Annotated in this window: 21 protein-coding genes and 1 pseudogene; 9 read left to right on the top strand and 13 right to left on the bottom strand. The window is 61.0% G+C overall.

The window, feature by feature from the left end; all coding sequences use genetic code 11:
• The 8 genes and pseudogenes from GDV60_RS02685 (at nt 1) to GDV60_RS02655 (ending at nt 6,753) form a co-directional block, all read left to right on the top strand.
• Complete coding sequence (locus GDV60_RS02685) at nt 1–333, top strand: phosphoribosyl-ATP diphosphatase (protein ID WP_029295998.1); 333 nt, start codon at nt 1–3, stop codon at nt 331–333.
• 27 nt (nt 334–360) lie between these two features.
• Nucleotides 361–639, top strand: a complete 279-nt coding sequence (locus GDV60_RS02680; RefSeq protein WP_029295996.1) for a twin-arginine translocase TatA/TatE family subunit — start codon at nt 361–363, stop codon at nt 637–639.
• A 10-nt stretch (nt 640–649) separates the two neighbouring features.
• On the top strand, nt 650–1,057 hold the full coding sequence (gene tatB / locus GDV60_RS02675; protein WP_159906194.1) for a Sec-independent protein translocase protein TatB: 408 nt from the start codon (nt 650–652) through the stop codon (nt 1,055–1,057).
• Nucleotides 1,054–1,845: a twin-arginine translocase subunit TatC gene (gene tatC, locus GDV60_RS02670; protein ID WP_029295992.1), complete on the top strand. Its 792-nt coding sequence runs from the start codon at nt 1,054–1,056 to the stop codon at nt 1,843–1,845. The genes tatB and tatC overlap by 4 nt, the downstream gene beginning before the upstream one ends.
• Nucleotides 1,842–2,549: a 16S rRNA (uracil(1498)-N(3))-methyltransferase gene (locus GDV60_RS02665; RefSeq protein WP_159906192.1), complete on the top strand. Its 708-nt coding sequence runs from the start codon at nt 1,842–1,844 to the stop codon at nt 2,547–2,549. The genes tatC and GDV60_RS02665 overlap by 4 nt, the downstream gene beginning before the upstream one ends.
• A gap of 192 nt (nt 2,550–2,741) precedes the next feature.
• A pseudogene (locus GDV60_RS27040) lies at nt 2,742–3,803 on the top strand (methyl-accepting chemotaxis protein); the annotation flags it as partial.
• On the top strand, nt 3,786–4,658 hold the full coding sequence (locus GDV60_RS27035) for a methyl-accepting chemotaxis protein (protein WP_371923394.1): 873 nt from the start codon (nt 3,786–3,788) through the stop codon (nt 4,656–4,658). The pseudogene GDV60_RS27040 and the gene GDV60_RS27035, both read left to right, overlap by 18 nt.
• Nucleotides 4,659–4,845: 187 nt before the next feature.
• Complete coding sequence (locus GDV60_RS02655) at nt 4,846–6,753, top strand: methyl-accepting chemotaxis protein (RefSeq protein ID WP_178121266.1); 1,908 nt, start codon at nt 4,846–4,848, stop codon at nt 6,751–6,753.
• Nucleotides 6,754–6,768: 15 nt separating this feature from the next.
• Here GDV60_RS02655 and GDV60_RS02650 read toward each other — a convergent pair whose 3' ends face one another.
• The 8 genes from GDV60_RS02650 to pip all read right to left on the bottom strand — a co-directional run bounded on the left by GDV60_RS02650 (nt 6,769) and on the right by pip (nt 16,654).
• Nucleotides 6,769–7,503: an amino acid ABC transporter ATP-binding protein gene (locus GDV60_RS02650; protein ID WP_029295984.1), complete on the bottom strand. Its 735-nt coding sequence runs from the start codon at nt 7,501–7,503 to the stop codon at nt 6,769–6,771.
• The gene (locus GDV60_RS02645) at nt 7,496–8,455 is read right to left on the bottom strand and encodes an amino acid ABC transporter permease (RefSeq protein WP_070995902.1); all 960 of its coding nucleotides are present in this window, start codon (nt 8,453–8,455) and stop codon (nt 7,496–7,498) included. The genes GDV60_RS02650 and GDV60_RS02645 overlap by 8 nt, the downstream gene beginning before the upstream one ends.
• A gap of 176 nt (nt 8,456–8,631) precedes the next feature.
• Complete coding sequence (locus GDV60_RS02640; RefSeq protein WP_029295979.1) at nt 8,632–9,429, bottom strand: transporter substrate-binding domain-containing protein; 798 nt, start codon at nt 9,427–9,429, stop codon at nt 8,632–8,634.
• A 222-nt stretch (nt 9,430–9,651) separates the two neighbouring features.
• Nucleotides 9,652–10,452 (bottom strand): transporter substrate-binding domain-containing protein, encoded by an 801-nt coding sequence (locus GDV60_RS02635; RefSeq protein ID WP_104911403.1) that lies wholly within the window; start codon nt 10,450–10,452, stop codon nt 9,652–9,654.
• 229 nt (nt 10,453–10,681) lie between these two features.
• Nucleotides 10,682–13,252, bottom strand: coding sequence for a glucans biosynthesis glucosyltransferase MdoH (mdoH, locus tag GDV60_RS02630; protein WP_159906188.1), 2,571 nt, complete (start codon nt 13,250–13,252; stop codon nt 10,682–10,684).
• On the bottom strand, nt 13,245–14,981 hold the full coding sequence (locus GDV60_RS02625; RefSeq protein ID WP_029295974.1) for a glucan biosynthesis protein G: 1,737 nt from the start codon (nt 14,979–14,981) through the stop codon (nt 13,245–13,247). The genes mdoH and GDV60_RS02625 overlap by 8 nt, the downstream gene beginning before the upstream one ends.
• Nucleotides 14,982–15,248: 267 nt before the next feature.
• The gene (gene dtd, locus GDV60_RS02620; protein WP_104911401.1) at nt 15,249–15,686 is read right to left on the bottom strand and encodes a D-aminoacyl-tRNA deacylase; all 438 of its coding nucleotides are present in this window, start codon (nt 15,684–15,686) and stop codon (nt 15,249–15,251) included.
• Entirely contained in the window at nt 15,683–16,654 is a 972-nt protein-coding gene (gene pip / locus GDV60_RS02615) for a prolyl aminopeptidase (RefSeq protein ID WP_159906186.1), read from the bottom strand. Before pip ends, dtd begins: the two co-directional genes overlap by 4 nt.
• 301 nt (nt 16,655–16,955) lie before the next feature.
• On the opposite strand from pip, the gene GDV60_RS02610 reads away from it, so the two are divergent.
• Nucleotides 16,956–17,939: a hypothetical protein gene (locus GDV60_RS02610; RefSeq protein WP_159906184.1), complete on the top strand. Its 984-nt coding sequence runs from the start codon at nt 16,956–16,958 to the stop codon at nt 17,937–17,939.
• Between the two features lie 48 nt (nt 17,940–17,987).
• On the opposite strand, the gene hutG is transcribed toward GDV60_RS02610, so the two are convergent.
• From hutG to hutH (GDV60_RS02585), 5 genes are all read right to left on the bottom strand, one after another.
• Entirely contained in the window at nt 17,988–18,791 is an 804-nt protein-coding gene (gene hutG / locus GDV60_RS02605) for an N-formylglutamate deformylase (protein WP_092232849.1), read from the bottom strand.
• Nucleotides 18,792–18,802: 11 nt separating this feature from the next.
• Complete coding sequence (gene hutI / locus GDV60_RS02600; RefSeq protein ID WP_159906182.1) at nt 18,803–20,008, bottom strand: imidazolonepropionase; 1,206 nt, start codon at nt 20,006–20,008, stop codon at nt 18,803–18,805.
• Between the two features lie 15 nt (nt 20,009–20,023).
• Nucleotides 20,024–21,433: an amino acid permease gene (locus tag GDV60_RS02595; RefSeq protein WP_159906180.1), complete on the bottom strand. Its 1,410-nt coding sequence runs from the start codon at nt 21,431–21,433 to the stop codon at nt 20,024–20,026.
• A gap of 157 nt (nt 21,434–21,590) precedes the next feature.
• The gene (gene hutH / locus GDV60_RS02590; RefSeq protein WP_133713969.1) at nt 21,591–23,129 is read right to left on the bottom strand and encodes a histidine ammonia-lyase; all 1,539 of its coding nucleotides are present in this window, start codon (nt 23,127–23,129) and stop codon (nt 21,591–21,593) included.
• Between the two features lie 19 nt (nt 23,130–23,148).
• Nucleotides 23,149–24,672, bottom strand: a complete 1,524-nt coding sequence (gene hutH / locus GDV60_RS02585; protein ID WP_159906178.1) for a histidine ammonia-lyase — start codon at nt 24,670–24,672, stop codon at nt 23,149–23,151.
• Between the last annotated feature and the right edge of the window lie 48 nt (nt 24,673–24,720).

Here is a 24,720-nt window from a genome sequence, read left to right as displayed (position 1 = left end):
ATGAGCGATACCCTGAACCGTGTGGCCCAGGTGCTGGAAGACCGCAAAGGTGCGGACGCCGACAGCTCCTATGTCGCCAGCCTGTACCACAAGGGCCTGAACAAGATTCTGGAAAAACTCGGCGAAGAATCCGTCGAGACCATCATCGCCGCCAAGGATGCCGAAATCAGCGGCGACTACAGCGATGTAATCTATGAGACCGCCGACTTGTGGTTCCATAGCCTGGTGATGCTCGCCCAACTGGGGCAGCACCCACAGGCCGTGCTGGATGAACTGGACCGTCGCTTCGGCTTGTCCGGGCACGCCGAAAAGGCCTCGCGCCCGTCCGCCTGAATAACTTTCTGACTGAGGAATTGCAGCATGGGCATTTTTGACTGGAAACACTGGATCGTCATTCTCGTGGTAGTCGTCCTGGTGTTCGGTACCAAGAAACTGAAGAACCTGGGCACCGATGTCGGCGAATCCATCAAGGGCTTTCGCAAGGCCATGAACGACGACGAAAAACCGGCCGATGCCGGCGCAAATCCGGTCCCACCGGCGCAACCTGTACACCCTCAGGCCGCGCAGCCGATCACTGAGCGTCGCACCTTCGACGTACAGGCCGAGAAAGTCGAAGAGCCGTCCCGCAAAGACTCGTGAGCACTGACTAATGTTTGGTATCAGCTTCTCTGAACTGCTGCTCGTCGGCCTTGTTGCCCTGTTGGTGCTGGGGCCTGAACGCCTGCCCGGCGCCGCACGCACGGCCGGCCTGTGGGTCGGGCGCCTGAAACGCAGTTTCAACGCCATCAAACAGGAAGTTGAACGGGAAATCGGCGCCGACGAAATCCGTCGGCAACTGCACAACGAACACATTCTGTCCCTGGAGCAGGAAGCGCGGAAAATTCTCGCGCCCCAGCAACAGGCGCCGACACCGGTTGAGCCGGTGGCCGAGCAGAGCATTGCGCCAGTGGCCCCAACCACCCCGGCCGCAACGCCCGTGCCCCCAGCAGAGCCAGCGCCGACGCCCGCCGCGTCGCCCGCTCCCCACGACCCTACATTGCCGCCGCGAGCCCCATGAGCGCTGATAAACCGGAAAACGACCAGCACATGCCGCTGGTCTCGCACCTCACCGAGTTGCGCACCCGCTTGCTGCGGTGTGTCGCGGCGATCTTCGTGATTTTTGCCGGGCTGTTTGCCTTTACCCAGCAGATCTACACCTTTGTCTCCACGCCACTGCGCGAGTACCTGCCGGTGGGCGCGACGATGATCGCCACCGACGTGTCCTCGCCGTTCCTGACGCCGCTCAAGCTGACGATGATGGTTTCGCTGTTTTTGGCGATCCCGGTGATCCTGCACCAGATCTGGGGCTTTATCGCCCCGGGCCTGTACAAGCATGAAAAGCGCATCGCGGTGCCGCTGCTGGTGTCGAGCATCATGCTGTTCTACACCGGCATGGCGTTTGCGTACTTCCTGGTGTTCCCGCTGATCTTCAAGTTCTTCGCCGCCGCCACCCCGGCCGGCGTGGAAATGATGACCGATATCACCAGCTACCTCGACTTCGTGATGACGCTGTTCTTCGCCTTTGGCGTGGCCTTCGAGATCCCGGTGGCGGTGGTATTGCTGGTGTGGATCGGCGTGGTCGACGTGCAGTACCTGCGCAAGATCCGCCCTTACGTGATCATCGGCTGCTTCGTGGTCGGCATGATCCTGACCCCGCCGGATATCTTCTCGCAAACCTTGCTGGCCGTGCCGATGTGGATGCTGTTTGAAGTAGGCATCCTGTTTGGCAGCCTGGTGAGCAAGCGTGGCGAACACCCGGATGACCAACCCGCCGATGACGACCAGCCGCCAGCGACACAACCGTGAACCTGCTGCTGCTTGAAGACGCCGACTTTATCGCGGCCGACCGGGTGGTGCTGCGTGACCGACGCCTGGTGCACATGCAGCAAGTGCATCGCGCGGCGGTCGGCGACAGCCTGCGCGTGGGGCGCATTGGCGCTCTGATGGGCAATGCCCAGCTGCTGCGCCTGGAAGCGGACGAAGCCGAGCTGCAAATCACCCTCGACCAGCCGCCACCGGCCAAACTGCCACTGACGTTACTGCTGGCCCTGCCGCGCCCGAAAATGCTCCGTCGGGTGTTGCAGACGGTGGCGTCCATGGGCGTGCCACGGGTGGTGCTGGTCAACAGCTATCGGGTCGAGAAGAGCTTCTGGCAGACGCCCTTCCTGGAGCCCGAAGCGGTTCGCGAACAACTGATCCTTGGACTGGAACAGGCCCGGGATACCGTGTTGCCCGAGATCATCATCGAAAAGCGCTTCAAGCCCTTCGTCGAAGACCGCCTGCCGGCCCTGGCCCAGGGCACCCTTGGCCTGGTCGGGCACCCCGGCACTTACCCGCCCTGCCCTCGCCATGTGGATGAGCCGGTGACCCTGGCCATCGGTCCCGAAGGTGGCTGGATCCCCTATGAGGTGGATTTGCTGGCCAAGGCCGGGTTGCAGCCGGTGCAGCTGGGTGCGCGGATCCTGCGGGTAGAAACCGCCGTCACCGCGCTGCTGGCCCGCCTCTTCTAACCCGCCCTGATAGACCACTGAAATCTCCTGTAGGAGCGAGCTTGCTCGCGAAAAACTTGAGAGCCGCGCGTTCATTTAGCAAGTACCCGTTATCGTTGACGATTTTCGCGAGCAAGCTCGCTCCTACAGAATCGCGCGTGCATGCCGATACCCTCAGGATAAGTCCAAGCCTTGTTCAGGGGAGTTCACCGCATGCACCGTTGGCTAGCTGAAAAACTGGGAAATGTGAGCGTCAATCGCAAGTTGAGCGTGGGCTTTGGCCTGGTGTTGCTCCTCACGCTTCTGATCACCTTCACTGGCTGGACGGGCCTTAGCGGCGTGATCAGCCGGGGCGATAAACTGGGCTTTATTTCCAGCCTCAATGAACTGACCAAAGACCTGCGCCAGGCCCGCCTGGACTATGAAATGCGCCGTGGCGAACAGGGTCCCGGGCTGGTCAACGAGCTGATGGAAAAACTCGACAGCGGCCTCAAGACCGCGCGTAGCCAGATCGAGCAGCCGGCCGATATTGCCGTCATCGATGAGCAACTGGCGGCCGTCGCCAAGTATCGACAGGCCTTCGCTGCCATGGTCCAGGCTGGCGCCCATCGCGAAGACGCCCGCAGCAAACTCGGCGCCACCGCTGACAACGCCGTCGCCCGAGTTGCGGAGATCGAAAAGAGCCTGCTGCAAGGTGACAGCGTCAGCCAATTCAACAGCGTGATCGACTTGAGCAAGTTGATCCAACAGGCGCGCTTCCAGGTACGTGGCTACACCTATAGCGCCAAGGTCGAGGCCGAGCAGCCGGCCCTGGACGCCATTGCCAACGCCCTGAAAAACGCCGACAGCCTGCGCAGTCAATTGCCGGAGCAATACAGCGCCAACCTGCAAGAGGCCAGCGACTCCCTCAAGGCCTACCTCGCGGCAGTCAGCCAGTTCCGTGATTCCCAGGTGGCCAGCGCCGCAGCCCTCAAGGCCATGGCTGAACAAGGCGACCTGCTGTTCGACCGCAGCAAAAAACTCACAACCTCACAAACCATCATCCGCGACGCCGACGCTGCACAGGCCAAGTTCCTGTTGATGCTCGCCACCGCCCTGGCGCTGGTCTTCGGCATCGTGGCGGCCTGGGCGATCACTCGCCAGATCGTGATTCCACTGAGCCAGACCCTCAAGGTCGCCGAGCGGGTCGCTGCCGGTGACCTGACCCACGACCTGGTCTCGCAACGCCAGGACGAACTGGGCCAACTGCAACGTGCCATGCAAAGCATGACCATGGGCCTGCGCGACTTGATCGGCGGGATCAGCGACGGCGTGACGCAGATCGCCAGCGCTGCCGAAGAGTTGTCGGCCGTTACCGAGCAGACCAGCGCCGGGGTCAACAGCCAGAAGGTCGAGACTGACCAGGTCGCCACCGCCATGAACGAAATGGCCGCCACCGTGCAGGAAGTGGCGCGCAATGCCGAAGAGGCTTCCGAAGCCGCCGTCGCCGCCGACCAACAGGCCCGCGAAGGTGACAGAGTGGTCGGCGAGGCCATCGCCCAGATCGAGCGCCTGGCCGGCGAAGTCGGCAACTCCACCGAGGCCATGGGCCATCTCAAGCGCGAAAGCGACAAGATCGGCAGCGTCCTGGACGTGATCAAGTCCGTGGCCCAACAAACCAACCTGCTGGCACTCAACGCCGCTATTGAAGCCGCACGCGCCGGGGAAGCCGGTCGTGGCTTCGCGGTGGTGGCCGATGAGGTGCGCAGCCTGGCGCAACGCACGCAGAAATCCACCGAGGAAATCGAAGAACTGATCGTCGGCCTGCAAAGTGGCACCCAACAAGTGGCGACCATCATGGACAACAGCCGCAGCCTCACCGACAGCAGCGTCGAGCTGACCCGCCGGGCCGGCAATGCCCTGGAAAACATCACTCGCACGGTTTCGGCGATCCAGGCCATGAACCAGCAGATCGCCACCGCCGCCGAGCAACAGAGCGCGGTGGCCGAAGAGATCAACCGCAGCGTGCTGAATGTGCGTGATGTGTCGGAGCAGACCGCAGCGGCCAGTGAAGAGACCGCCGCCTCCAGTACCGAACTGGCGCGCCTGGGCACTCATCTGCAGGCATTGGTCGGCCGCTTCCGGGTTTGATACCTGCCCTTCGCGGCGATCCGTCCGGGTCGCCGCTTAAAGCTTGTGAAGTTTCCTACATTCTTTTCAGACCGTGATCCATACGCCCGGCGCCCAACGGAACTAGCGTTCAAATGGGTTCACTGTGTCCACGCCCTTCGGCGCCCCGGTACAGCGAACGCCTTTGTTCACTTGCCGGAGGTTGACCATGCTTCGTCGAATGACTCAACTGCTGGGTGACGCCAGCGTCACCCTCAAACTGGTTCTGGGTTTTGCCTTGGTCTTGGCCCTGAGCCTGGTGATTGCCCTCACCGGCTGGCAGGCCCTGGCCGCTTCGCTCTATCGTTCGCAGACCCTGAGCGTACTGGCGCAACTGGCGGTGACCGGCGAAGAGCTGCGGGCCGACCGCATCGTCTACCGCACCCTTGACGATGAGGCCAGCCTGAAAAAACTCAGCCTTTCCATAGAGCGGGTCGACGGGTATCTGGCCGAGGTTACAACACGCGTCACGGTAGCCAAGCCGCTCCAATACCTGCAAAGCATGGTCAGTATTTCCGGCCAGTTCAAAACCACGCTCAAGGATGTACCGGCACTGGTCAAGCAGCGGGAAACCGCCCGTGAACAATTGAAGCAAAGCACGATCGACAGCGGTGACGCCCTGTCCCAATTGGCCAGCGACCTACCCGATCAAGAAGACCAGAAGGCCCTCGATACCGTCGAGGATTTGCGCCTGGCCATCGAACAGGCCGAAGACCGCGCCACAAGCCCGGCCTGGGCCGCCAGTTCCCTGGATGCCTATGCCCAGGCCGTCAGCGACGCGCAACGCAGCCTCGAACTGGCCCAGGCCGCCGTAGAGAAGTTACCGGTGAACAGCGGCGCATTGAAAAATGTCGTACTCAGCATCCGCACCCATCTGACACGCCTGCGCGATACCCAGCTCAACACCGAAAAGGCGCAGAACCTGCTGGAGCAGCAACTGGACCAACTGTTGGCACAAAGTGACCTGCTCAGTCAGGACCAGACCGAGCGTCGCAACCAAGAGGCGGAAAATGCCCGCACCCAAACCATTGCCATCACTGCTGCAGCCTTGCTGTTCGGCGCCCTGGCGGCCTGGGTGATTGCCGGGCAGATCGTAAAACCGCTACGCCGGGCGCTGGCCGTGGCCAACCGCATCGCCGATGGAGACCTGAGCCACGATGTGCAAACCCGGCGCCGGGATGAACTGGGTCAGTTGCAATGCAGCATGGCGCAAATGACCCTCAACCTGCGGAGCCTGATCGGCAGCATCAGCGACAATGCCCGGCAGATCGCCAGCGCCGCCGAAGAGCTTTCGGCCGTCACCGAACAAACCCGCGCGGGCGTCAGCAATCAGCGCGACGAAACCGAGCAGGTAGCGACCGCCATGAACCAGATGCTCGCTACTGCCCAGGAAGTGGCCCGGCATGCCGAACAGGCGTCGATTGCCGCCAGCCAGGCCAATCAGCAGACCGAACTGGGGGACCAGGTGGTGACAGATGCAGTGGCGCACATTGAACATCTCGCCCACGAGATGGCGCGCTCAAGCCAGGCGATGCTGGGCCTGCAACGGGAAAGCCAGAAGATCGGCAGTGTGCTGGAGGTGATCAAGTCGGTGTCCCAGCAGACCAACCTGCTGGCGCTCAATGCGGCGATCGAAGCCGCCCGCGCCGGGGAAGCCGGCCAAGGCTTTGCCGTGGTCGCTGACGAAGTGCGCAGCCTTGCCCAGCGCACCCAGCAATCTGCCGAGGAAATCGAAGAACTGATTGGCGGGCTGCACAGTGGCACGCAACAGGTTGCCGATATCATGGACAACAGCCGCACCCTGACCGATCGCAGTGTCGGCCTGACCCGCAACGCCGGGGATGCCCTGACGGAAATCGCGCGCACTGTGCTGCTCATCCAGGAAATGAACCCACAGATCGCCGCCGCCGCCGAGCAGCAAAGTGCGGTGGCCGAAGAGATCAATCGCAGCGTGTTGAAAGTGCGGGATGTGTCGGAACAAACCGCCGCGGCCAGCGAACAGACAGCGGCGGCAAGTATTGAACTGGCCCGATTGGGCAGCAATCTTCAGAAGTGCGTGGGCAAGTTCAAGGTTTGAACCTGCCCCCGCGACTTACAGGACCTGACGCAAGAACGCCTGTGCCCGTGGATCCTTCGGCGAATCGAAGAACTGCGCGGGCGCAGCATCTTCCAGCAGTTTGCCGTGATCGAAAAACAACACCCGATCCGCCACTTCCCGGGCAAAGCCCATTTCGTGGGTGACGCAGACCATGGTCATACCTTCCAGGGCCAGGGTTTTCATGACATCCAGCACTTCGCCGACCATTTCCGGGTCCAGCGCCGAAGTCGGCTCGTCAAACAACATGACCTTGGGTTCCATGGCCAACGCCCGGGCAATCGCCACACGCTGTTGCTGGCCACCGGAAAGCCGCGAGGGGAACTCGTTGGCTTTCTGTGCAATGCCGACCTTTTCCAGCAACGCCAGGGCCTTGGCCTCACGCTCTTTCTTGCCACGCTTGCGCACGACTTTCTGCGCCAGGCACAGGTTCTCCAGGACGGTCATGTGCGGGAACAGGTTGAAGTGCTGGAACACCATGCCGACTTCGCGACGATAGGCGTTCACATCGGTCTTGGGGTCGGCCAGTTGCAAGCCGTCGATGCTCACCGAGCCTGAGTCGAACTCCTCCAGGCCATTGAGGCAGCGCAGGAACGTCGACTTACCAGAGCCAGATGGGCCGATTACTACCAGCACTTCGCCCTTGGCCACCTGGGTGGTGACGTGATCCACCGCGCGGACCACATGCCCACGGGTGTCGAAGACTTTTACCAGATCGCGGACTTCAATCACTTTGGGCGAGCCTCCGCTCAAGCCGGCTGGCCATTTTCGACAGCGGCAGGTTGATCAGCAGGTACAGGCCTGCGACACAGAACAGGATTTCAAACGGCGAGAACGAGGTGGTGATGACCTCGCGACCGCTCTTGAGCAGCTCGGTAATGGCGATCACCGAGACCAGCGAGGTGTCCTTGACCAGGCTGATAAACTGCCCGGCCAACGGCGGCAGCACGCGTTTGAAGGCCTGCGGCAACACCACGTGGCGCATCGACTGGCTGGCGCTCAAGCCCAGGGACCGGGCCGCTTCGCCTTGGCCACGGGCAATCGACTGCACACCGGCACGCACGATTTCCGCCACGTAGGCGCCGGTAAACAGCGACAGCGCAGCAATACCGGCGAACTCACGGGACAGGTTCAATACCGTGCCGATGAAGAAGTAGAAAATGAAGATCTGCACCAATAGCGGCGTGCCGCGTACCAGTTCGACGTAGATCGTCGACAGATCGCGTAGGGTCGGGTTATTCGACAACCGACACAGGCCCGTCGCCAGGCCAATCAACAAGCCCAATACCCCCGAGACCAGCGACAGCCACAGGGTGGTCCACAAGCCCCACATCAACGGGCCCAGCGCCCAATGTCGGGTCACACCGATCACATCGCCTTCGGCCACATCGTCGCCACGGGCCACTTGCAGGCTGTTTTCGGCCACCGTCAGGTGCTGCTCGGCGCCGGCGTCGTTGCGCAAGGTAACTTCAGCAACGTCGCCCTTGCGTACCAACTCGACCACGGTGGAAATATCCGCCGCCCGCTTGGACTCTTCAGCCTGGTAGGCAAAGTATTGCGGCACGCGGTTCCAGCGCCATTCGTAGGACATCAGCGAGGTGGCGTAGTACAACGCGCCGGCCAGGCCGACCAGCACCAGCACGGTCAGCAGGTGCCAGGGCCATTGGGCTTTTTTCTGTTTCATTGCTCAACATCCATCAAGGTCGGGGCAAGCCCCTCTGTGGCGAGGGGGCTTGTCCCCCGCTGGGTGGCGAAGCCGCCCCTGCAAGACTTACCCAGCTGTGTCAGATAGACCGCAGGGTTTGGTTTTGGGGCGGCTTCGCCACCCAGCGGGGGACAAGCCCCCTCGCCACAGCGCTCTTATTCCATGTCCTTGAGCCACTCGGAGCTCTTGAACCACTTGTCATGGATGCGATCGTAGGTGCCGTCGTGCTTGATCTGGTGCAGGAAGTTGTTGATGAAGTTGATGCTGTCGTAGTCGCCCTTCTTCAGGCCAAATGCCAGAGGCTCGTAGGTGAACGGTTCTTCGAGGTACACCAGCTTGCCATTGCCGACTTTTTTCTCGGCAACCACGTTGTACGGCGCGTCGTAGACAAAGGCGTCGGCCTTGCCGTTGACCACATCAAGCACACCTTCCTGCTCGTTGTCGTAGCCGTGGTACTTGGCCTTGGAGATCAGCTTCTTGGCCACCATCTCGCCGGTGGTACCGAGCTTGGAGGTCAGGCGGTATTTCTCGTCATTCAGGTCTTTATAGGACTTGATGGTGCCTTCCAGGTCCTTGCGGATCAGCAGGGTCTGGCCCACCACGATGAACGGTTCGCTGAAGTTCAGGCGCAGGTTACGCTCCTGGGTCAGGGTCATGCCGCTGCCGATCATGTCGAACTTGCCGGTCAGGAAGGCCGGGATGATGCCGTCGTAACCAGTGGAGACCAGTTCCAGCTTGACCCCCATGGACTTGGCCATCGCCTTGAGCAGGTCGACTTCGAAACCAATGATTTCGCCGCGTTTGTTGGTCATCTCGAACGGCATGTAGGTCGGATCCATACCGACTTTCAAGGTGCCGCGCTTGACCGCGTCGTCAATCGCACCGGCCTGGGCCGTATTGACTGCCAGCAAGGCTGTAACACCGAGCATGAGCATCGAAAGATACTTTTTCATCACCAAGTCCCCTGACTCATTTTATTTTGATGCAGGCCTTAGCACGGCCGCACTATTTCTTCGGGGAGCGATGCTAACCCACTCGCCCACCGGCACAAAGGTCTAGCCGGGATTTGTTGGCGGATATGACAGAAAAACCCTACAAAACCCCGGAGAAAAGCGCAGTTAGACGGTTTACCACAGGGGGCCAGGCTCTAGAACTTATGTAAGCAGGTGTGACCATCATTCGATCTCCGACAACCAGTCCGTGTCCCGGAACCACTTGTCATGCAGCCGATCGTAGGTGCCGTCCTGGGCAATCTGATTCAGGAAGTGATTGATCCAGTTCAGGCTGTCGTAATCGCCCTTCTTCACCCCAAACGCCAGGGGTTCATAGGTAAAAGGCTGTTCCAGGGCCAGCAGCCCGTGGTTTTGCGGCTTGGCCAGGGCAATCAGGTTATAGGGCGCATCGTGGATAAACGCATCCACCTCGCCGCTGACCACCTGACGTACGCCTTCCTCCGCCGTGGCAAAGCTGCGCAGCTGTGCAGCCCCCAGGAAGCGACGCGCCGCGGCTTCGCCCGTGGTGCCGTCTGCGGCAGCAATGCGATAGCCGGCTTCGTTCAAGTCTTCAATGCTGCCGACCTTGCCGGCCAGGCGCGGGTGGAGCAGGACAGTCTGGCCGACAATGATGAACGAATCACTGAAGTTGAGTTGCAGGTTGCGCTCCTGGGTCACGGTCATGCCGCTGCCGATCAGGTCGAAGCGGCCGGCCAGCAGGCCCGGGATCAGTTCGGTGTAGGCCACCGGGACCCATTCCAGCGTCACCCCCAGGGCATTGCTCATCTCTTCGAGCAGGTCGGCTTCAAAGCCAATCACACGCCCGTGCTTGTCGGTCATTTCAAAGGGCACGTAGTTGGGGTCGGTCCCCACTTTCAGTACCCCGCGCCGCACGGCCTCATCGATGGCGCCTGCCTGTGCCACCTGCACCTGCAGAAACGCGATAAAGCCCAGCAGCAGTATCGACCAGTAACCCTTGACCATGAAAAGCCCCTTTTTCATTAAGCAGCCGCGCACCGGGCGTTGCGGATTCAGCGCAAACCAGAGGCGGTCTATTCAGATTTGGGGGGCGATCCTAACCCACTGGCAGGCACGGCAATACGCCTTGAGCCAGGGTCTTTTGTATCGAAGTTAGAAGGTTGAGACGCGAGCGACAAGCGCTGTAGGACGGGCGTATCAAGCGCCCCCGAGACAGGTCTCGGGGGCGTCTGAATCAGGCAGGTTGCACCTGGGAGGACAGCGGTTTGAGCGGCAGCAACGGCGCATGGGGATCGGCCTTGACCGACTCGCGCCAAGCGCCAAGCCATTCGGCGTGCCCTTCGCTCCAGACCTGCTCATGCAAGCGAGCCAGGGCCACCGGGTCGCTGAGCAAGGCTACGCGCTCGTTGTTGGTCAGCCCAGCCGGGCCGACTTTCAACGCATGGCGCACGCGATCGGTACGCAGCCACTCAATCGGCTCCGCCTGACCATGGCGCGAGGTTGCCAGGGCGCAGGCCAAGGCGTTCTGTTGCGGATCGACCACTGCCCGTACAAAACCGTCGTTGAGTGCATGCCAACGGTTTTCGTGGGTGTAGAGGTCGGTCGACAGCAGCGCCTGCGGCGGATTGTATTCCTCGGGGATCAGGAACAGGCTTTCGTCGCGAGACTTGAGGCCCAGCTTGACCCGGCTGGAGATCACCGAGACCGGGATCGACAGCATCAACGAACCGACAATCGGCACCAACCACCACAGGAAGCTAGGGTTCAACCACACCACCAGCAGTGCCCAGAAGAAGCCCAGCAAAGTCTGCGGGCCGTGGCGCTTGACCGCCTCGCTCCATGGCGTGGAGTCGTCGTCACGTTGCGGCGAATTCCAGGTCGCAGCCCAGCCGAGGAACGCGGCGAGTACAAAGCGGGTGTGGAAGATCATTCGCACCGGCGCCAGCAGCATGGAGAACAACATCTCCAGCAGCATCGACAAGGTCACCTTGAACTTGCCACCGAACTCTTTCGCGCCCTTGGCCCAGATCAGGATGATGCTCAGCAACTTGGGCAGGAACAGCAGCACGATGGTGGTGGAGAACAGTGCCACCGCCTTGTCCGGGTGCCATTGCGGCCACAGCGGGTACAACTGGCGTGGCGCCATGAAGTACTGCGGCTCCATCAGGGTGTTGACCGCCAGCAGGGCCGTGGACAGCACCAGGAACAGGAACCACAACGGCGCCGACAGGTAGGACATCACGCCGGTGAGGAACACCGCGCGGTGTACCGGGTGCATGCCCTTGACCAGGAACAGGCGGAAGTTCATCAGGTTACCGTGGCACCAGCGACGGTCACGCTTGAGTTCGTCCAGCAGGTTGGGCGGCAATTCTTCGTAGCTGCCGGGCAGGTCATAGGCAATCCACACGCCCCAGCCGGCACGGCGCATCAGCGCCGCTTCAACAAAGTCGTGGGACAGGATGGAGCCAGCGAACGCACCTTTACCTGGCAATGGCGCCAGGGCGCAATGCTCGATAAACGGCTTCATGCGGATAATAGCGTTGTGGCCCCAGTAGTGGGATTCACCCAACTGCCAGAAGTGCAGGCCGGCGGTGAACAGCGGGCCATAGACGCGGGTGGCGAACTGCTGCATGCGCGCATACAGGGTGTCCATGCCCGAAGCCCGTGGCGCGGTCTGGATGATCCCGGCGTCCGGCGTGGCTTCCATCAGGCGCACCAGGCTGGTCAGGCATTCGCCGCTCATCACGCTGTCGGCGTCGAGGACCACCATGTACTTGTAGTCACCGCCCCAGCGACGGCAGAAGTCGTCGAGGTTACCGCTCTTGCGTTTGACGCGACGGCGACGGCGGCGATAGAAGATCTTGCCAAAGCCACCGGCTTCGCGGCAGACGTCGAGCCAGGCTTGCTGCTCGGCGATGCAGATATCGGCGTCGTTACTGTCGCTGAGCACGAAGAAGTCGAAACGATCGAGGTCACCGGTAGCGGCCACCGACTCGAAGGTCGCGCGCAGGCCGGCAAAAACCCGCGGCACGTCTTCGTTGCAGATCGGCATGACCAGCGCGGTACGGGCGTCTTTCGGGATCGGCTCGTCGCCGGCGCTTTTGCCGGAGATGCGGTACTTGTCGTGACCGGTGAGCAGCTCGAGGAAGCCCATCAGCGCGGTCCAGAAACCTGCCGAAACCCAGCAGAACAAGATCCCGAACATAATCAGGATGCTGGTTTGCAGCGCGTATGGCAGTACCTGGGTGGCCGTTTGCAGCAGGGTCTGGTTGCGTACCTCGTCAAAGTCGACGAAGGACCAGCCCTGGTAAGGCATGATGCCTTTCATGTACCAGCCGGCCACAATCGTCTGGCCGAGCATCAGCACCAGCAGGATATAGCGGCGGATCGAACCGACCGTGCGCCAGCGCGCAGCCGGCAGCACGCGTTCGTCTTTGGGCGGCGCAGGCGGGTTGCTGCGGCCGGTCAGCCGGCGCCAGCCGCGCACCAGGATATTGGTGCGCCAAGGCTCGGGCACCACCCTGGTGCGGCGGATCGGCGGCGTAGCCTTGAGGCAAACCCGACCTGCGGCGTCGAGCACCAGCATTTCGGCGTCTTCGAGCTCTTCGGCCGTGTTGAGGGTCAAGCGGCGGCCAACCGACGCCTGCGCGGCGTCCACCGGTGCGTCAAAGGTCGACGACGACAGGCGCTCGTGCAGTTCGGAGAAGGACTTGCAGCCCGCCAGTTCGGCGCGCTGCTCGTCGGTCATCGGAAGATGCGCCAGATACTCGGCAAGAGTCTCTGGCTGGACTTGGGAGTTACTCATCGGCAGGCAACTGATTGCTCCAGGTTTCAGTCAGGACTTGTTCTGTCTTGACCGGTTCCGGGGTGGCTGGGGCAGCTTCTGGCTGCTTGTCTTGCTTGTCCTTGGCATCTTTCTTGGCCTGTTTCTCGTGTTGCTTGGCCAGGACTTTGTCAGCCTTCAGGACTTGGGTGGAAGCCTGCTCTGGCTCAGGCTTGACGATGTCCTGGACCAGGGCCGCACGCATTTCGGTCGGTTTGCCTGCGTCCTTGATCTTCAAGCGCAGGGTCAGGCGCCAGCCTTTGGTGTGCGGGTTGTAGCGCACGCTGTTTTCCACGACTTCGCCGTTTTCGCCGACACTGACCTGGCTGCGCACTGCCGCATCGGGCTTCAGGGCCTTGAGGGACGGGCCCTCGAAGTCCACCAGATAGGCCACGCTGCCGTCTGGCTGGCGGATCAGGTTGGATTGTTTCACGTCACCGGTCGAACGTAGGGTCTGCTTGACCCAGGCGCTGTCTGGCGAGTGGAACGGTGCGTCGTTGAGCGTCCAGTGCAGGCGGTAGGCGATATCCAGCGGCTCACCGGGCTTGGGCAGCTCGGCCGGGCTCCAGAACGCAACGATGTTGTCGTTGGTTTCGTCGGCTGTGGGAATCTCTACCAGGTCGACGGAACCCTTGCCCCAGTCGCCTTCAGGCTCGATCCAGGCGCTTGGGCGCTTGTCGTAGTTGTCGTCGAGGTCTTCGTACTGGCTGAAGTTGCGACCGCGCTGCAACAGGCCGAAACCACGCGGGTTTTCTACCGAGAAGTTGCTGACCGACAGGTGTTTTGGGTTGTTCAGCGGGCGCCAGATCCACTCGCCGTTGCCGGCATGGATCGACAGACCGCTGGAATCGTGCAGTTCACGACGGTAGTTGAGCACTTTGGACGGCTGGTTCGCGCCGAACAGGAACATGCTGGTCAACGGGGCAACCCCCAGTTTGCTGACCTTGTCACGCAGGAACATCTGCGACTTGACGTCAACAATGGTGTCGGTACCCGGGCGCAGGATCAGGCGATAGGCGCCAGTGGCCCGTGGCGAATCCAGCAAGGCAAAGATCACCAGGTGCTTGTCACCCGGTTTTGGACGCTCAATCCAGAACTCGGTGAAACGCGGGAACTCTTCGCCGGACGGCAGCGCGGTATCGATCGCCATGCCACGGGCGGACAGGCCATAGACCTGGTCCTTGCCCACGACGCGGAAGTAGCTGGCGCCGAGCATGGTCATGATTTCGTCTTGCTTGTCGTCCTTGTTGATCGGGTACAGCACGCGAAAGCCGGCATAACCCAGCTGATCGGTGGCTTTGGGATCAAACGTGACGTCGCCGAAATCGAAACGAGTCGGGTCGTACTTGATTTCCTGGACGTCGGTCGCGGTGATTTCGTTGATCTTCACCGGCGTGTCGAAGTGCATGCCCTGGTGATAGAACGACAGCTTGAACGGGGTTTTCTGATCGGCCCACTCGGCTTTTTCATTGCGGAAACGAATTTTCTGGTAGTCAGCGAATTTCATTTCGCGGAATTCGTTCGGCAGATTGCTGCGCGGGGCTTCGTACTTCTGCCCGGCCAGCTCTTTTGCCTTGGCCGACACATCGTCCAGACTGAATGCCCACAGTTGACCCGCGCCGAACAGGCAAAACAGGGCGGAGCCCGTCACCAGTGCGTTTCGTAACCGTTTGGCAGACAATTTTGGTGCATTACAGGGACTAACAATCACGAGCAACCCTCGCCGAAAACAGATCAAAAAACCAACGGCCAGCTATCTATATGCCAGGTTGGCGAGCATTGTTCCGACTCCGATGGGGCTAAATGATTCCCCAAGGGCGAGCGGACAAGTCTCTACCTAAATCAAAATTGGACCAATTTACGCTGATCCCCGTAGCGCGCGATTATCTAGTAGCCCGTGAGATAACGCAGCAGGGGCAGCGAAGTATTTGTAGCGAAAACTTGGGTTTTTGCGCATTAAAAGTCGTTTTTCATACAATCAGGTCTGCAAAAGGAAGGTGACCGGCCCGTCATTGACCAGATGCACCTGCATATCCGCGCCAAAACGCCCCGATGCCACCGTGCCATGCAATTGTTGCGCTTGTAGCAGCAAGTGCCCAAAAAGCGCCTCGCCCAACGCCGGAGGCGCCGCCGTGGAGAAGCTGGGACGCAGGCCACTCTTGGTATCGGCCGCCAGGGTGAACTGGGACACCAGCAGCAAACCACCGCCAATATCCTTCAACGACAGGTTCATCTTGCCCTCGTCGTCACTGAACACCCGATAGTTAAGCAGCTTATGCAACAGCTTGTCGGCACTGGCCGCTGTATCTGAAGGTTCGACGGCCACCAGCACCAGCAAACCCTGGTCTATCGCCCCCACCACTTCGCCTGCCACTTCGACCCGGGCGCCGCGCACCCGTTGTAAAAGCCCCTTCATGCTTCTTCTGGCGGCAGATCAAGCAGGCGCCGTGCCATCTCGTTCGTGGCTCGCACCAGCGCATCGGTGATTCCAGGCTCGGCGGCAGAATGACCCGCCTCGCGGATCACCTGCAATTCGCTGTTCGGCCAGGCTTGATGCAATTCCCAGGCATTGTCCAGCGGGCAGATCATATCGTAGCGGCCATGCACGATGACGCCCGGCAGGTGAGCGATCTTGTGCATGTCGCGAATCAGCTGGTCGGGCTCCAGGAAGGAGTTATGGGTGAAGTAGTGGCACTCGATACGCGCAATCGACAAGGCGCGCTGGGGCTCGGAAAAACGCTCGATCAACTGCGGGTTGGGGCACAGGCCCAACATGCGGCCTTCCCAGGTGGACCAGGCCTTGGCGGCATGCATCTGGGCGATCTGGTCGTTGCCGGTCAGGCGCTTGTGGTAGGCGCTGATCATGTCGTGGCGTTCTTCCACAGGGATTGGCGCGATGTAGTCCTGCCAGTAATCGGGGAACAGACGGCTCGCGCCGGCCTGGTAGAACCACTGGATATCCTGGGGGCGGGCCAGGAAGATGCCTCGCACGATCAGGCCAAGCACGCGCTCGGGGTGGGTTTGCGCATAGGCCAGGGCCAGGGTCGAGCCCCAGGAGCCGCCGAACAGCACCCACTTTTCAATGCCCAGGTGCTCGCGAATGCGCTCAAGGTCAGCGACCAGATCCCACGTGGTGTTGTTTTCCAGGTTGGCCCGTGGCGTGGAGCGCCCGCAACCGCGCTGGTCAAAGGTGACGATACGGTACAGGTTGGGATCGAAATAGCAGCGGCTGTTGGCATCGCAGCCGGCGCCGGGGCCGCCGTGGATGAAAACTACGGGCAAACCTTGCGGGGAACCACTTTCGTCGACATACAGCGTGTGGGTTTCATCGACGGCCAGATCGTGCCGGGCGTAGGGTTTGATCTGCGGGTACAAAGTCTGCATTGCGCGCTCCGTAAGGGGTCGGTTCCATCCCTGGGGGGACGTCTATTATTTTGCCGTCTGGCATCATAAACCCGAATTGTGCAATGAGCATGTTCTTGAGGGCTTGGATCTGTGTCAGCAGATCTGCCTGCCAAGGCGCTGCTTCTTTTACGCAGACACAGATACCCTCCATAATCCCTCTTGGCGCTATATCCAAATATTATAAAAAACTGTCAACTATGACAGTCGACACCTCCTTATAACGGCATTTAAATCATGACAACCGCCTTGCGGAATTTCACGGCCACAGGAGAGTTGCGCCATGTCCACTCAAATAATCCAGGATGAGTTCATAGAATACTTTACGGCCGATCTGATTTTTTCCAGCCATACGGAAAAAATCACCGCCGATAAAGCAAGTATTGACAGCTATGATATTTCCGGCACCGACTGCTGGAAAATAACCGCCGCCGAAAACACCATAAACGAAACAACCTACAGCGACGAAGTCAATTTATTCCAGTTCTTTCTTGATAAGAACTCAACCAGCTTCGATCATGCACTTGCCACGCCCGAACCGTATCCCGTCATGACGAAAAACAGCGGCTACTTTTATAAATACACAGACAGCCCTGACGATATAGATAAAGAAGTTGATACAGCCAATAACTTTCCTCTGCGCAACGGTTGGATAACGTATCAATGGAACACGGACAAAACCTACTTGCGCGGAACATTTGACCTGACCGTCGAAAACCCGGGCGCCTCTAGCTTTAGAATAATGGGCGGTTTTAACCTGAAGAAGGGTGGCGTGCACCGTATCAAGACAAACGAGGAGTTTGTGGCTAGCGTGCAGTATCCGACCAGCAATTTAGAATTCAAAGCCGTTAAAGTCAGGGTTGAGCCCCCCGAAGGCACCTCAGAAGACGCCTGCTGGAAAATCGAGGCCTTTCAGGAAATCGTAGAAGGCGGGGCGATCAAGGAAGTACAGGGGATCCATTTATATATTGCGCGAACCCCTCTGGAAGACAATCAGCCGATGGCACCTGCCAAAAGCCTCCCCGCAACTCAAAAAAACAGCGCCAGCTTTTTTAGAATTATTGACCACATTCCCGACGCTCAAAACAAGATCGATACCACTGTTGACTACCTCGGTATTTCGGGACACATCAGCTATCGCTGGGAGAGTGGCAGGAAAAGAGTCCTGGGCGAGTTCAGCGTCCTGGTTGTCGCGCCCGATAAAACAAACATTCAAATACGCGGCCACTTCAACGTATTAACCGGCCCCCCACGTCTTATTTATTGAGGCTCGGAGATTAAAGATGCGATCTTTTTTCAAAGATCGCATCCGCCTTTATTTGGCATACTGCCGGCATCCCCAACCCAGCATGCTCTTCAATAACTCCATAAGCACTCGACGTGTCGGTTCGGCCAAATCCGCCCGATAACGAAACGGCTCAAACTCCTCCATATACGTGCACTGCCCCAGCTCCAGTTGCACCGCATGGATAGCCTGCGCCGGGTTGCCGTAGTGCCGGGTGATGTGCCCGCCCTTGAAACGCCCGTTCAGCACATGGCTGTATTGCGGGTGCGCCGCGCAGATCGCTTCCAACTGGCTGGCCAACCCGGGATCGCAGGCGGCGCCATTGAACGTGCCGAGGTTGAAGTCCGGCAACTTGCCGTCGAACAGGTGCGGGATGACTGAGCGGATAGAATGCGCATCGAACAGCAATGCGTAGCCGAATTCGGCCTTGAGCCGCGCCAGTTCGCGCTGCAGGGTCTGGTGATAGGGCGTCCAGATCTGCTCCAGGTAGGTCGCCCGTTCCTCTTTCGACGGCTCCTTGCCTTCGCTGAACAACGGCACGCCATCAAACAACGTCGCTGGAAACAGGCCTGTGGTCGCGCCGGCATACAGCGGCTTGTCGTCAGATGGCCGGTTAAGGTCGATCACAAACCGCGAATACTCGGCCGCCAGGGTGCTGGCCCCCAGCTCTGCCGCAAAATCGTACAGCGTGGGGATATGCCAGTCGGTATCCGGCAGGCTTTGTGCCTCGGGGATCAAGCCCGCCGCCACCGCAGGCGTCAGGCGCAGGCCGGCATGGGGCATGCTGATCAGCAGCGGGGTGCTGCCTTGTTTGAAGTTCAGAACCTTGTCCACAACGCTACTCCTTACACAGTGACGTCGACGCCATGGCGCACAACGCGTTTATCCAGCTCGCCGCCCAGCCAGTAGGCCAGGTCGGCGGGGCGATCGATCTGCCAGGCGACAAAGTCCGCCACCTTGCCCACTTCCAGCGAGCCGTGGGTGTCACCCATGCCCAGCGCCGTGGCGGCATGCCGGGTGGCGCCGGCCAGGGCTTCTTCCGGGGTCATGCGGAACAAGGTGCAGGCCATGTTCAACATCAGGCGCAGCGACAAGGCCGGTGAAGTGCCGGGGTTGAGGTCGCTGGCAATCGCGATCTTCACCCCGTGCTTGCGCAAGGCATCCATCGGAGGCAACTGGGTTTCACGCAGGAAATAGAACGCCCCCGGCAATAGCACGGCGACAGTGCCGGAGGCGGCCATGGCGATGGCATCTTCTTCGGTCATGAATTCCAGGTGGTCGGCCGACAGCGCCTGATACCGCGCCGCCAGGCTGGAGCCGTGCAGGGACGACAATTGCTCGGCGTGCAGCTTTACCGGCAAGCCCAAACGCTGGGCAACCTTGAACACACGCTCGACCTGCTCGGTGGAAAACGCCAGGTATTCGCAAAACGCATCCACGGCATCCACCAACCCTTCAGCGGCCAGGGCTGGCAGCATCTCGTTGCAGATATGCTCGATGTAGTCGTCGGCACGGTCCTTGTACTCCGGCGGCAACGCATGGGCCGCCAGGCACGTGGCACGCACGCTGACCGGCAGCTCCTGGCCCAGGCGCCGGGCCACCCGCAGCATCTTGCGCTCGTTGGCCAGGTCCAGGCCGTAGCCGGACTTGATCTCCACGGTGGTCACGCCATCGCGCAGCAAACTGCGCAGGCGCTTGCGGCTGCTGTCGAACAGCTCGTCTTCGGTCGCTGCACGGGTGGCGCGCACGGTGCTGGCAATGCCACCACCGGCTGCGGCGATCTCGGCGTAGCTCACGCCCTGCAAGCGCTGCTCGAATTCACCGCTGCGGTTGCCGCCAAATACCGTGTGGGTATGGCAGTCGATCAGCCCCGGCGTGACCCACGCCCCCTGCAGGTCATGGGTCTGCCCGTAGTCGCCACTGGGCAGCTCGGCCCGTGGGCCGATCCACTCAATCAGCGTGCCGGCCGTGACCATGGCGCCATCCTCGATGATCGAGTACTCGCCCTGGGCCATGGTTGCAATGTGGCAGTGTTGCCAAAGCGTTTTCATCAACGCCTCCCTAAGTTATCGATGAGACAAAGCCGGGTCGTAATGGACCTTGGCCGCTTGCCCGGCTGCAGGCTTGACCCACAGCAGGTAGGCGACGACCAGCAGCACAATCCATGCGGCACCCACCAGCAGCGCGGCCTGGGTGTCCGGGAAGTAGCCCAGTACGCCAAAAATAAACAGCATGAAGACAATGGCCGCCGCCGGCGCATAGGGCCAGAACGGTACCGGGAATTTCAGTTCGGCGATCTGTTCCTTGCTCATCGAGCGGCGCATTGCCACCTGCGTGACCAGGATCATCAGCCATACCCAGACGGTGGCGAAGGTGGCAATCGAGGCAATCACCAGGAACACGTTTTCCGGGATCAGGTAGTTCAATACCACGCCGCCCAACAGCGCAGCGCCCATCACCACCACGGTCATCCACGGCACACCGTGGCGCGACAGTTGCGCAAAGCCCTTGGGCGCCTGCCCTTGCTGGGCCAGGCCGTACATCATGCGGCCTGCGCCGAAGATGTCACTGTTGATGGCCGAGACCGCCGCCGAGATCACCACGATATTGAGAATGGTCGCCGCCGAGCCAATCCCCAGGTTGCTGAAGATCTGCACGAACGGGCTGCCCTGGCTGCCGATCTGCGGCCATGGGTAGATGGCCATCAGCACAAACAGGGTCAGCACATAGAACAGCAGGATGCGCAGCGGCACCGCGTTGATCGCCTTGGGGATTACCCGTTGCGGGTCCTTGGCTTCACCCGCAGTGATACCAATGATTTCGATGCCGCCAAAGGCAAACATCACCACCGCAAACGAAGCGATCAGGCCGCCCACGCCATTGGGCATGAAGCCGCCATGGGCCCACAGGCTGCTCAAGCCACTGGCTGGCGCATCACCGGCCGAATGCACGCCGAACAGCATGATGCCGAAGCCACCGAGGATCATCGCGACAATCGCGCCGACCTTGAGCAGCGACAGCCAGAATTCCATCTCGCCAAACACCTTGACGTTGCACAGGTTCAGCCCGCCGATCAGCAGGACAATGCCGAGCACCCAGACCCAGCGTGCGACTTCGGGAAACCAGAAGCCCATGTAGATGCCGAAGGCCGTGACGTCCGCCAGGCAGACGATGATCATCTCGAAGGCGTAGGTCCAGCCGAGGATAAAGCCGGCCATCGGGCCCAGGTAGGTGCTGGCGTACTGGCCGAAGGAGCCGGACACCGGGTTGTGCACGGCCATTTCACCGAGGGCGCGCATCACCATGAACACCGCAGCGCCACCGATCAGGTAGGCCAGCAACACCGCCGGGCCGGCCATCTGGATGGCCGAGGCGGAGCCGTAGAACAGCCCGGTGCCGATCGCCGACCCCAGTGCCATGAAGCGAATATGGCGGGCGGTCAGTCCGCGTTTGAGACCTTGTGCTTGCTGGTGCATTTCTCGTCCCTAATTATTGTTATGCAGGGAAAAACGCTCCCCTATGTAGGAGCGAGCTTGCTCGCGAAAAACCTGAGAACGCCATGGGGCGTCAGGTTTCCCGCGTCATCGTTAACGAGTTTCGCGAGCAAGCTCGCTCCTACAGGGGGCCTTGTGTTTAGAGGCTTGGCAGCAACTTGGCGGGTACCAGCTCATTCAGGCAGCGGCTGGCCAACAGCTCACTGGCGGCATTGATGTCCGGGGCGAAGAAGCGGTCCTTGTCATAGAACCCTACTTTGGCGCGCAGGATCCCGCGGGCCTGTTCCAGCTTCGGCGAGGTTTTCAGGCCATCGCGCAGGTCCAGGCCCTGACACGCGGCCAGCCATTCCACCGCGAGAATGCCACGGGTGTTTTCAGCCATTTCCCACAGGCGCTTGCCAGCAGCCGGGGCCATGGAGACGTGGTCTTCCTGGTTGGCCGACGTCGGCAGGCTGTCGACGCTATGGGGATGGGACAGCGCCTTGTTCTCACTGGCCAAGGCCGCAGCAGTCACCTGGGCGATCATGAACCCGGAGTTCACCCCGCCGTTGCCCACCAAAAATGGCGGCAGTTGCGACATGTGCTTATCCATCATCAACGAAATACGGCGCTCGCTGAGGGAGCCGATTTCAGCGATGGCCAGGGCCATGTTGTCGGCAGCCATCGCCACCGGTTCGGCGTGGAAGTTACCGCCGGAGATCACATCACCCTCGGCGGCAAATACCAGCGGGTTATCCGACACTGCGTTGGCTTCGACCACCAACACCTCGGCCGCCTGGCGGAACTGGGTCAGGCAGGCGCCCATGACTTGCGGCTGGCAGCGCAGGGAGTACGGGTCTTGCACCTTGTCGCAGTTCTGGTGGGACTGGGACACCTGGCTGCTGTCGCCGAGCAGGTCGCGATACGCGGCCGCCGAGTCAATCTGCCCACGCTGGCCACGGGCCGCATGAATGCGCGCGTCGAACGGCGAGCGCGAGCCCAGCACGGCTTCGACGGTCAGGCCACCGCAGGCGATGGCGGCGGCAAACAGGTCTTCGCCTTCAAACAGACCGCGCAGGGCGTAGGCGGTGGAAACCTGGGTGCCGTTGAGCAGCGCCAGGCCTTCCTTGGCCGCCAGGGTCAGAGGCGTGAGGCCGGCGATTTTCAGCGCCTCGGTGGCCTCCAGCCATTGCCCTTTGTAACGGGCCTTGCCTTCGCCCAGCAGCACCAGGGACATATGGGCCAGCGGCGCCAGGTCACCGGAAGCCCCCACCGAGCCCTTGAGCGGGATATGCGGATAGACCTCGGCGTTGATCAGGGCGATAAGCGCGTCGATCACCTTGCGGCGAATCCCGGAGAAACCCCGGCTCAGGCTGTTGACCTTGAGCACCATCACCAACCGCACCAGCGCATCGCTGATCGGTTCACCCACGCCGGCAGCGTGGGACAACACCAGGGAACGCTGGAGGTTTTCCAGGTCTTCGCTGGCGATACGGGTCGAGGCCAGCAAGCCAAAACCGGTGTTGATGCCATAGGCGGTGCGGTTCTCGGCAAGGATCTGCTCGACACAGGCAACACTGGCTTCGATCTGCGCCGTGGCGCTGTCATCCAGGCTGAGGGTTACCGGCTGCTGGTAGATGGCACGCAGTTGGGCAAGGCTCAGTTGGCCTGGAATCAGATTTAGCGCGGTCACATTCATGCTCCTTTTGAAATAGGGTTCAGTGCACATTCGGTAAAGCGTGGTTCAGCAAATCGGTGTTCTTGAGCAGCGTGGCGACGGTCGCGATATCCGGCGCCAGCCAGCGGTCCTGTTCATAGGCCGGGACCTGCTCGCGCAGCAGGCGCCAGGCGGTGTGGGTGCCGGCGCCGAAGCGTTGCTCCTTGAGGAACTCAAAGGCCTGGGCCGCCAGCAGGTATTCGATGGCGAGGATCTGGGTGACGTTGTCCAGCACCGCGTGCAGTTTGAGCGCGGCATTGGTGCCCATGCTCAGGTGGTCTTCCTGCAGGCCCGAGGTGACGAAATTGTCGAGCACCGCCGGCTGCGCCAGTTGGCGATTCTGCCCACAGAGGGAAGCGGCGACGTACTGCACGATCATCATCCCCGAGTTAACCCCGGGGTTGCTCACCAGGAATGCCGGCAGGCCGCTGACGTGGGGGTTGATCAGGCGGTCCAGGCGGCGCTCGGCGATGGCGCCGATTTCCGCCATGGCGATGGCCAGCATATCCGCCGCCAATGCCACGGACTGGCCATGGGGGTTGGCTTGGGACACTACCCGGTAGTTGTCCGGCGTGCCCAACAGCAACGGGTTGTCGGTGGCGCCGTTGAGTTCGGTCTCGATCTGCCGGGTGGCGTGCTCCAGTTGATCGCGGGCAGCGCCGTGGACCTGGGGGATCGAACGGATGCTGAGCGCGTCCTGGGTGCGAATGCCCTTGCTCGTGGCAATCACCTCACTGCCATCGAGCAAGGCCCGCAGGTTGCTGGCGACCTGCTGCATGCCCGGATGCGGTTTGAGGGCGATGACCTGCTCGTCGAATGCGTCGATCTGCCCGCGCTGTGCTTCAAAGCTCATGGCACCGATCACATCGGCCCATTGCAGCAAATGGTGGGCATCGGCCAGGGCCAGGCAGCTCAGGCCGCTCATGCACGGCGTACCGTTGACCAGGCTCAGGCCGTCCTTGGCGCCAAGCACCACGGGCTGCAGGCCTTCGGCGGCCAAGGCGGCCTGGGCGGTAACGATCTGCCCGCGATAACTAACATTTCCTACGCCCAGCAAGGCAATGCCGATATGGGCCATATGGGTCAGGTAGCCCACCGAGCCCTGGGACGGTACTTGCGGGGTGATGCCATGGTTGAGCAGCGCCAGCAGCGAATGCACCACCTGCGGATGCAGGCCGGACTTGCCCTGGCTGTAGTTGATGACGGCGGCGCAGATGATGGCGCGGGTCTGTTCATTGCTCAGCGGCGCACCGACACCGCAGGCGTGGCTAAGCAAGGTGTTGCGCGACAACTGGCTCAGTTGCTCGCCCTTGAGCGACACATTGCACAGGGCGCCCAGGCCGGTGTTGACGCCATAGGCGCGCTCGCCGCTGGTGACGATGCGTTGCACGATGGCCTGGGCATTATCGATGCGCGCCCAGGCCTGGCCCGACAGCTGCAGTTCGGCGCCGAAACGAGCGACGGCGACTACGTCCTGCCAGTGCAGGGGGGTGTCGGCGATGATGATTTTTTTAGCCTGGGACATCTTCATACCTTCTTTTTTTTTACAGCCTTGCCGGCCTCATCGCGGGCA

Source organism: Pseudomonas sp. DTU12.1 (genome assembly GCF_009873475.1).
GTDB lineage: Bacteria > Pseudomonadota > Gammaproteobacteria > Pseudomonadales > Pseudomonadaceae > Aquipseudomonas > Aquipseudomonas proteolytica.
This window is presented reverse-complemented; position numbering and strand designations above follow the sequence as displayed.

Excerpts from the sequence above, each read along its gene's own strand:
- hutH (WP_159906178.1), bottom strand. The coding sequence starts at position 24,672 with ATGTCCCAGGCTAAAAAAATCATCATCGCCGACACCCCCCTGCACTGG.
- tatC (WP_029295992.1), top strand. The coding sequence starts at position 1,054 with ATGAGCGCTGATAAACCGGAAAACGACCAGCACATGCCGCTGGTCTCG.
- mdoH (WP_159906188.1), bottom strand. The coding sequence starts at position 13,252 with ATGAGTAACTCCCAAGTCCAGCCAGAGACTCTTGCCGAGTATCTGGCG.
- pip (WP_159906186.1), bottom strand. The coding sequence starts at position 16,654 with ATGCAGACTTTGTACCCGCAGATCAAACCCTACGCCCGGCACGATCTG.
- dtd (WP_104911401.1), bottom strand. The coding sequence starts at position 15,686 with ATGAAGGGGCTTTTACAACGGGTGCGCGGCGCCCGGGTCGAAGTGGCA.
- GDV60_RS02595 (WP_159906180.1), bottom strand. The coding sequence starts at position 21,433 with ATGCACCAGCAAGCACAAGGTCTCAAACGCGGACTGACCGCCCGCCAT.
- GDV60_RS02610 (WP_159906184.1), top strand. The coding sequence starts at position 16,956 with ATGTCCACTCAAATAATCCAGGATGAGTTCATAGAATACTTTACGGCC.
- GDV60_RS02680 (WP_029295996.1), top strand. The coding sequence starts at position 361 with ATGGGCATTTTTGACTGGAAACACTGGATCGTCATTCTCGTGGTAGTC.
- hutI (WP_159906182.1), bottom strand. The coding sequence starts at position 20,008 with ATGAAAACGCTTTGGCAACACTGCCACATTGCAACCATGGCCCAGGGC.
- GDV60_RS02645 (WP_070995902.1), bottom strand. The coding sequence starts at position 8,455 with ATGAAACAGAAAAAAGCCCAATGGCCCTGGCACCTGCTGACCGTGCTG.
- GDV60_RS27035 (WP_371923394.1), top strand. The coding sequence starts at position 3,786 with ATGCAAAGCATGACCATGGGCCTGCGCGACTTGATCGGCGGGATCAGC.
- GDV60_RS02640 (WP_029295979.1), bottom strand. The coding sequence starts at position 9,429 with ATGAAAAAGTATCTTTCGATGCTCATGCTCGGTGTTACAGCCTTGCTG.
- hutH (WP_133713969.1), bottom strand. The coding sequence starts at position 23,129 with ATGAATGTGACCGCGCTAAATCTGATTCCAGGCCAACTGAGCCTTGCC.
- tatB (WP_159906194.1), top strand. The coding sequence starts at position 650 with ATGTTTGGTATCAGCTTCTCTGAACTGCTGCTCGTCGGCCTTGTTGCC.
- GDV60_RS02655 (WP_178121266.1), top strand. The coding sequence starts at position 4,846 with ATGCTTCGTCGAATGACTCAACTGCTGGGTGACGCCAGCGTCACCCTC.
- GDV60_RS02635 (WP_104911403.1), bottom strand. The coding sequence starts at position 10,452 with ATGGTCAAGGGTTACTGGTCGATACTGCTGCTGGGCTTTATCGCGTTT.
- GDV60_RS02685 (WP_029295998.1), top strand. The coding sequence starts at position 1 with ATGAGCGATACCCTGAACCGTGTGGCCCAGGTGCTGGAAGACCGCAAA.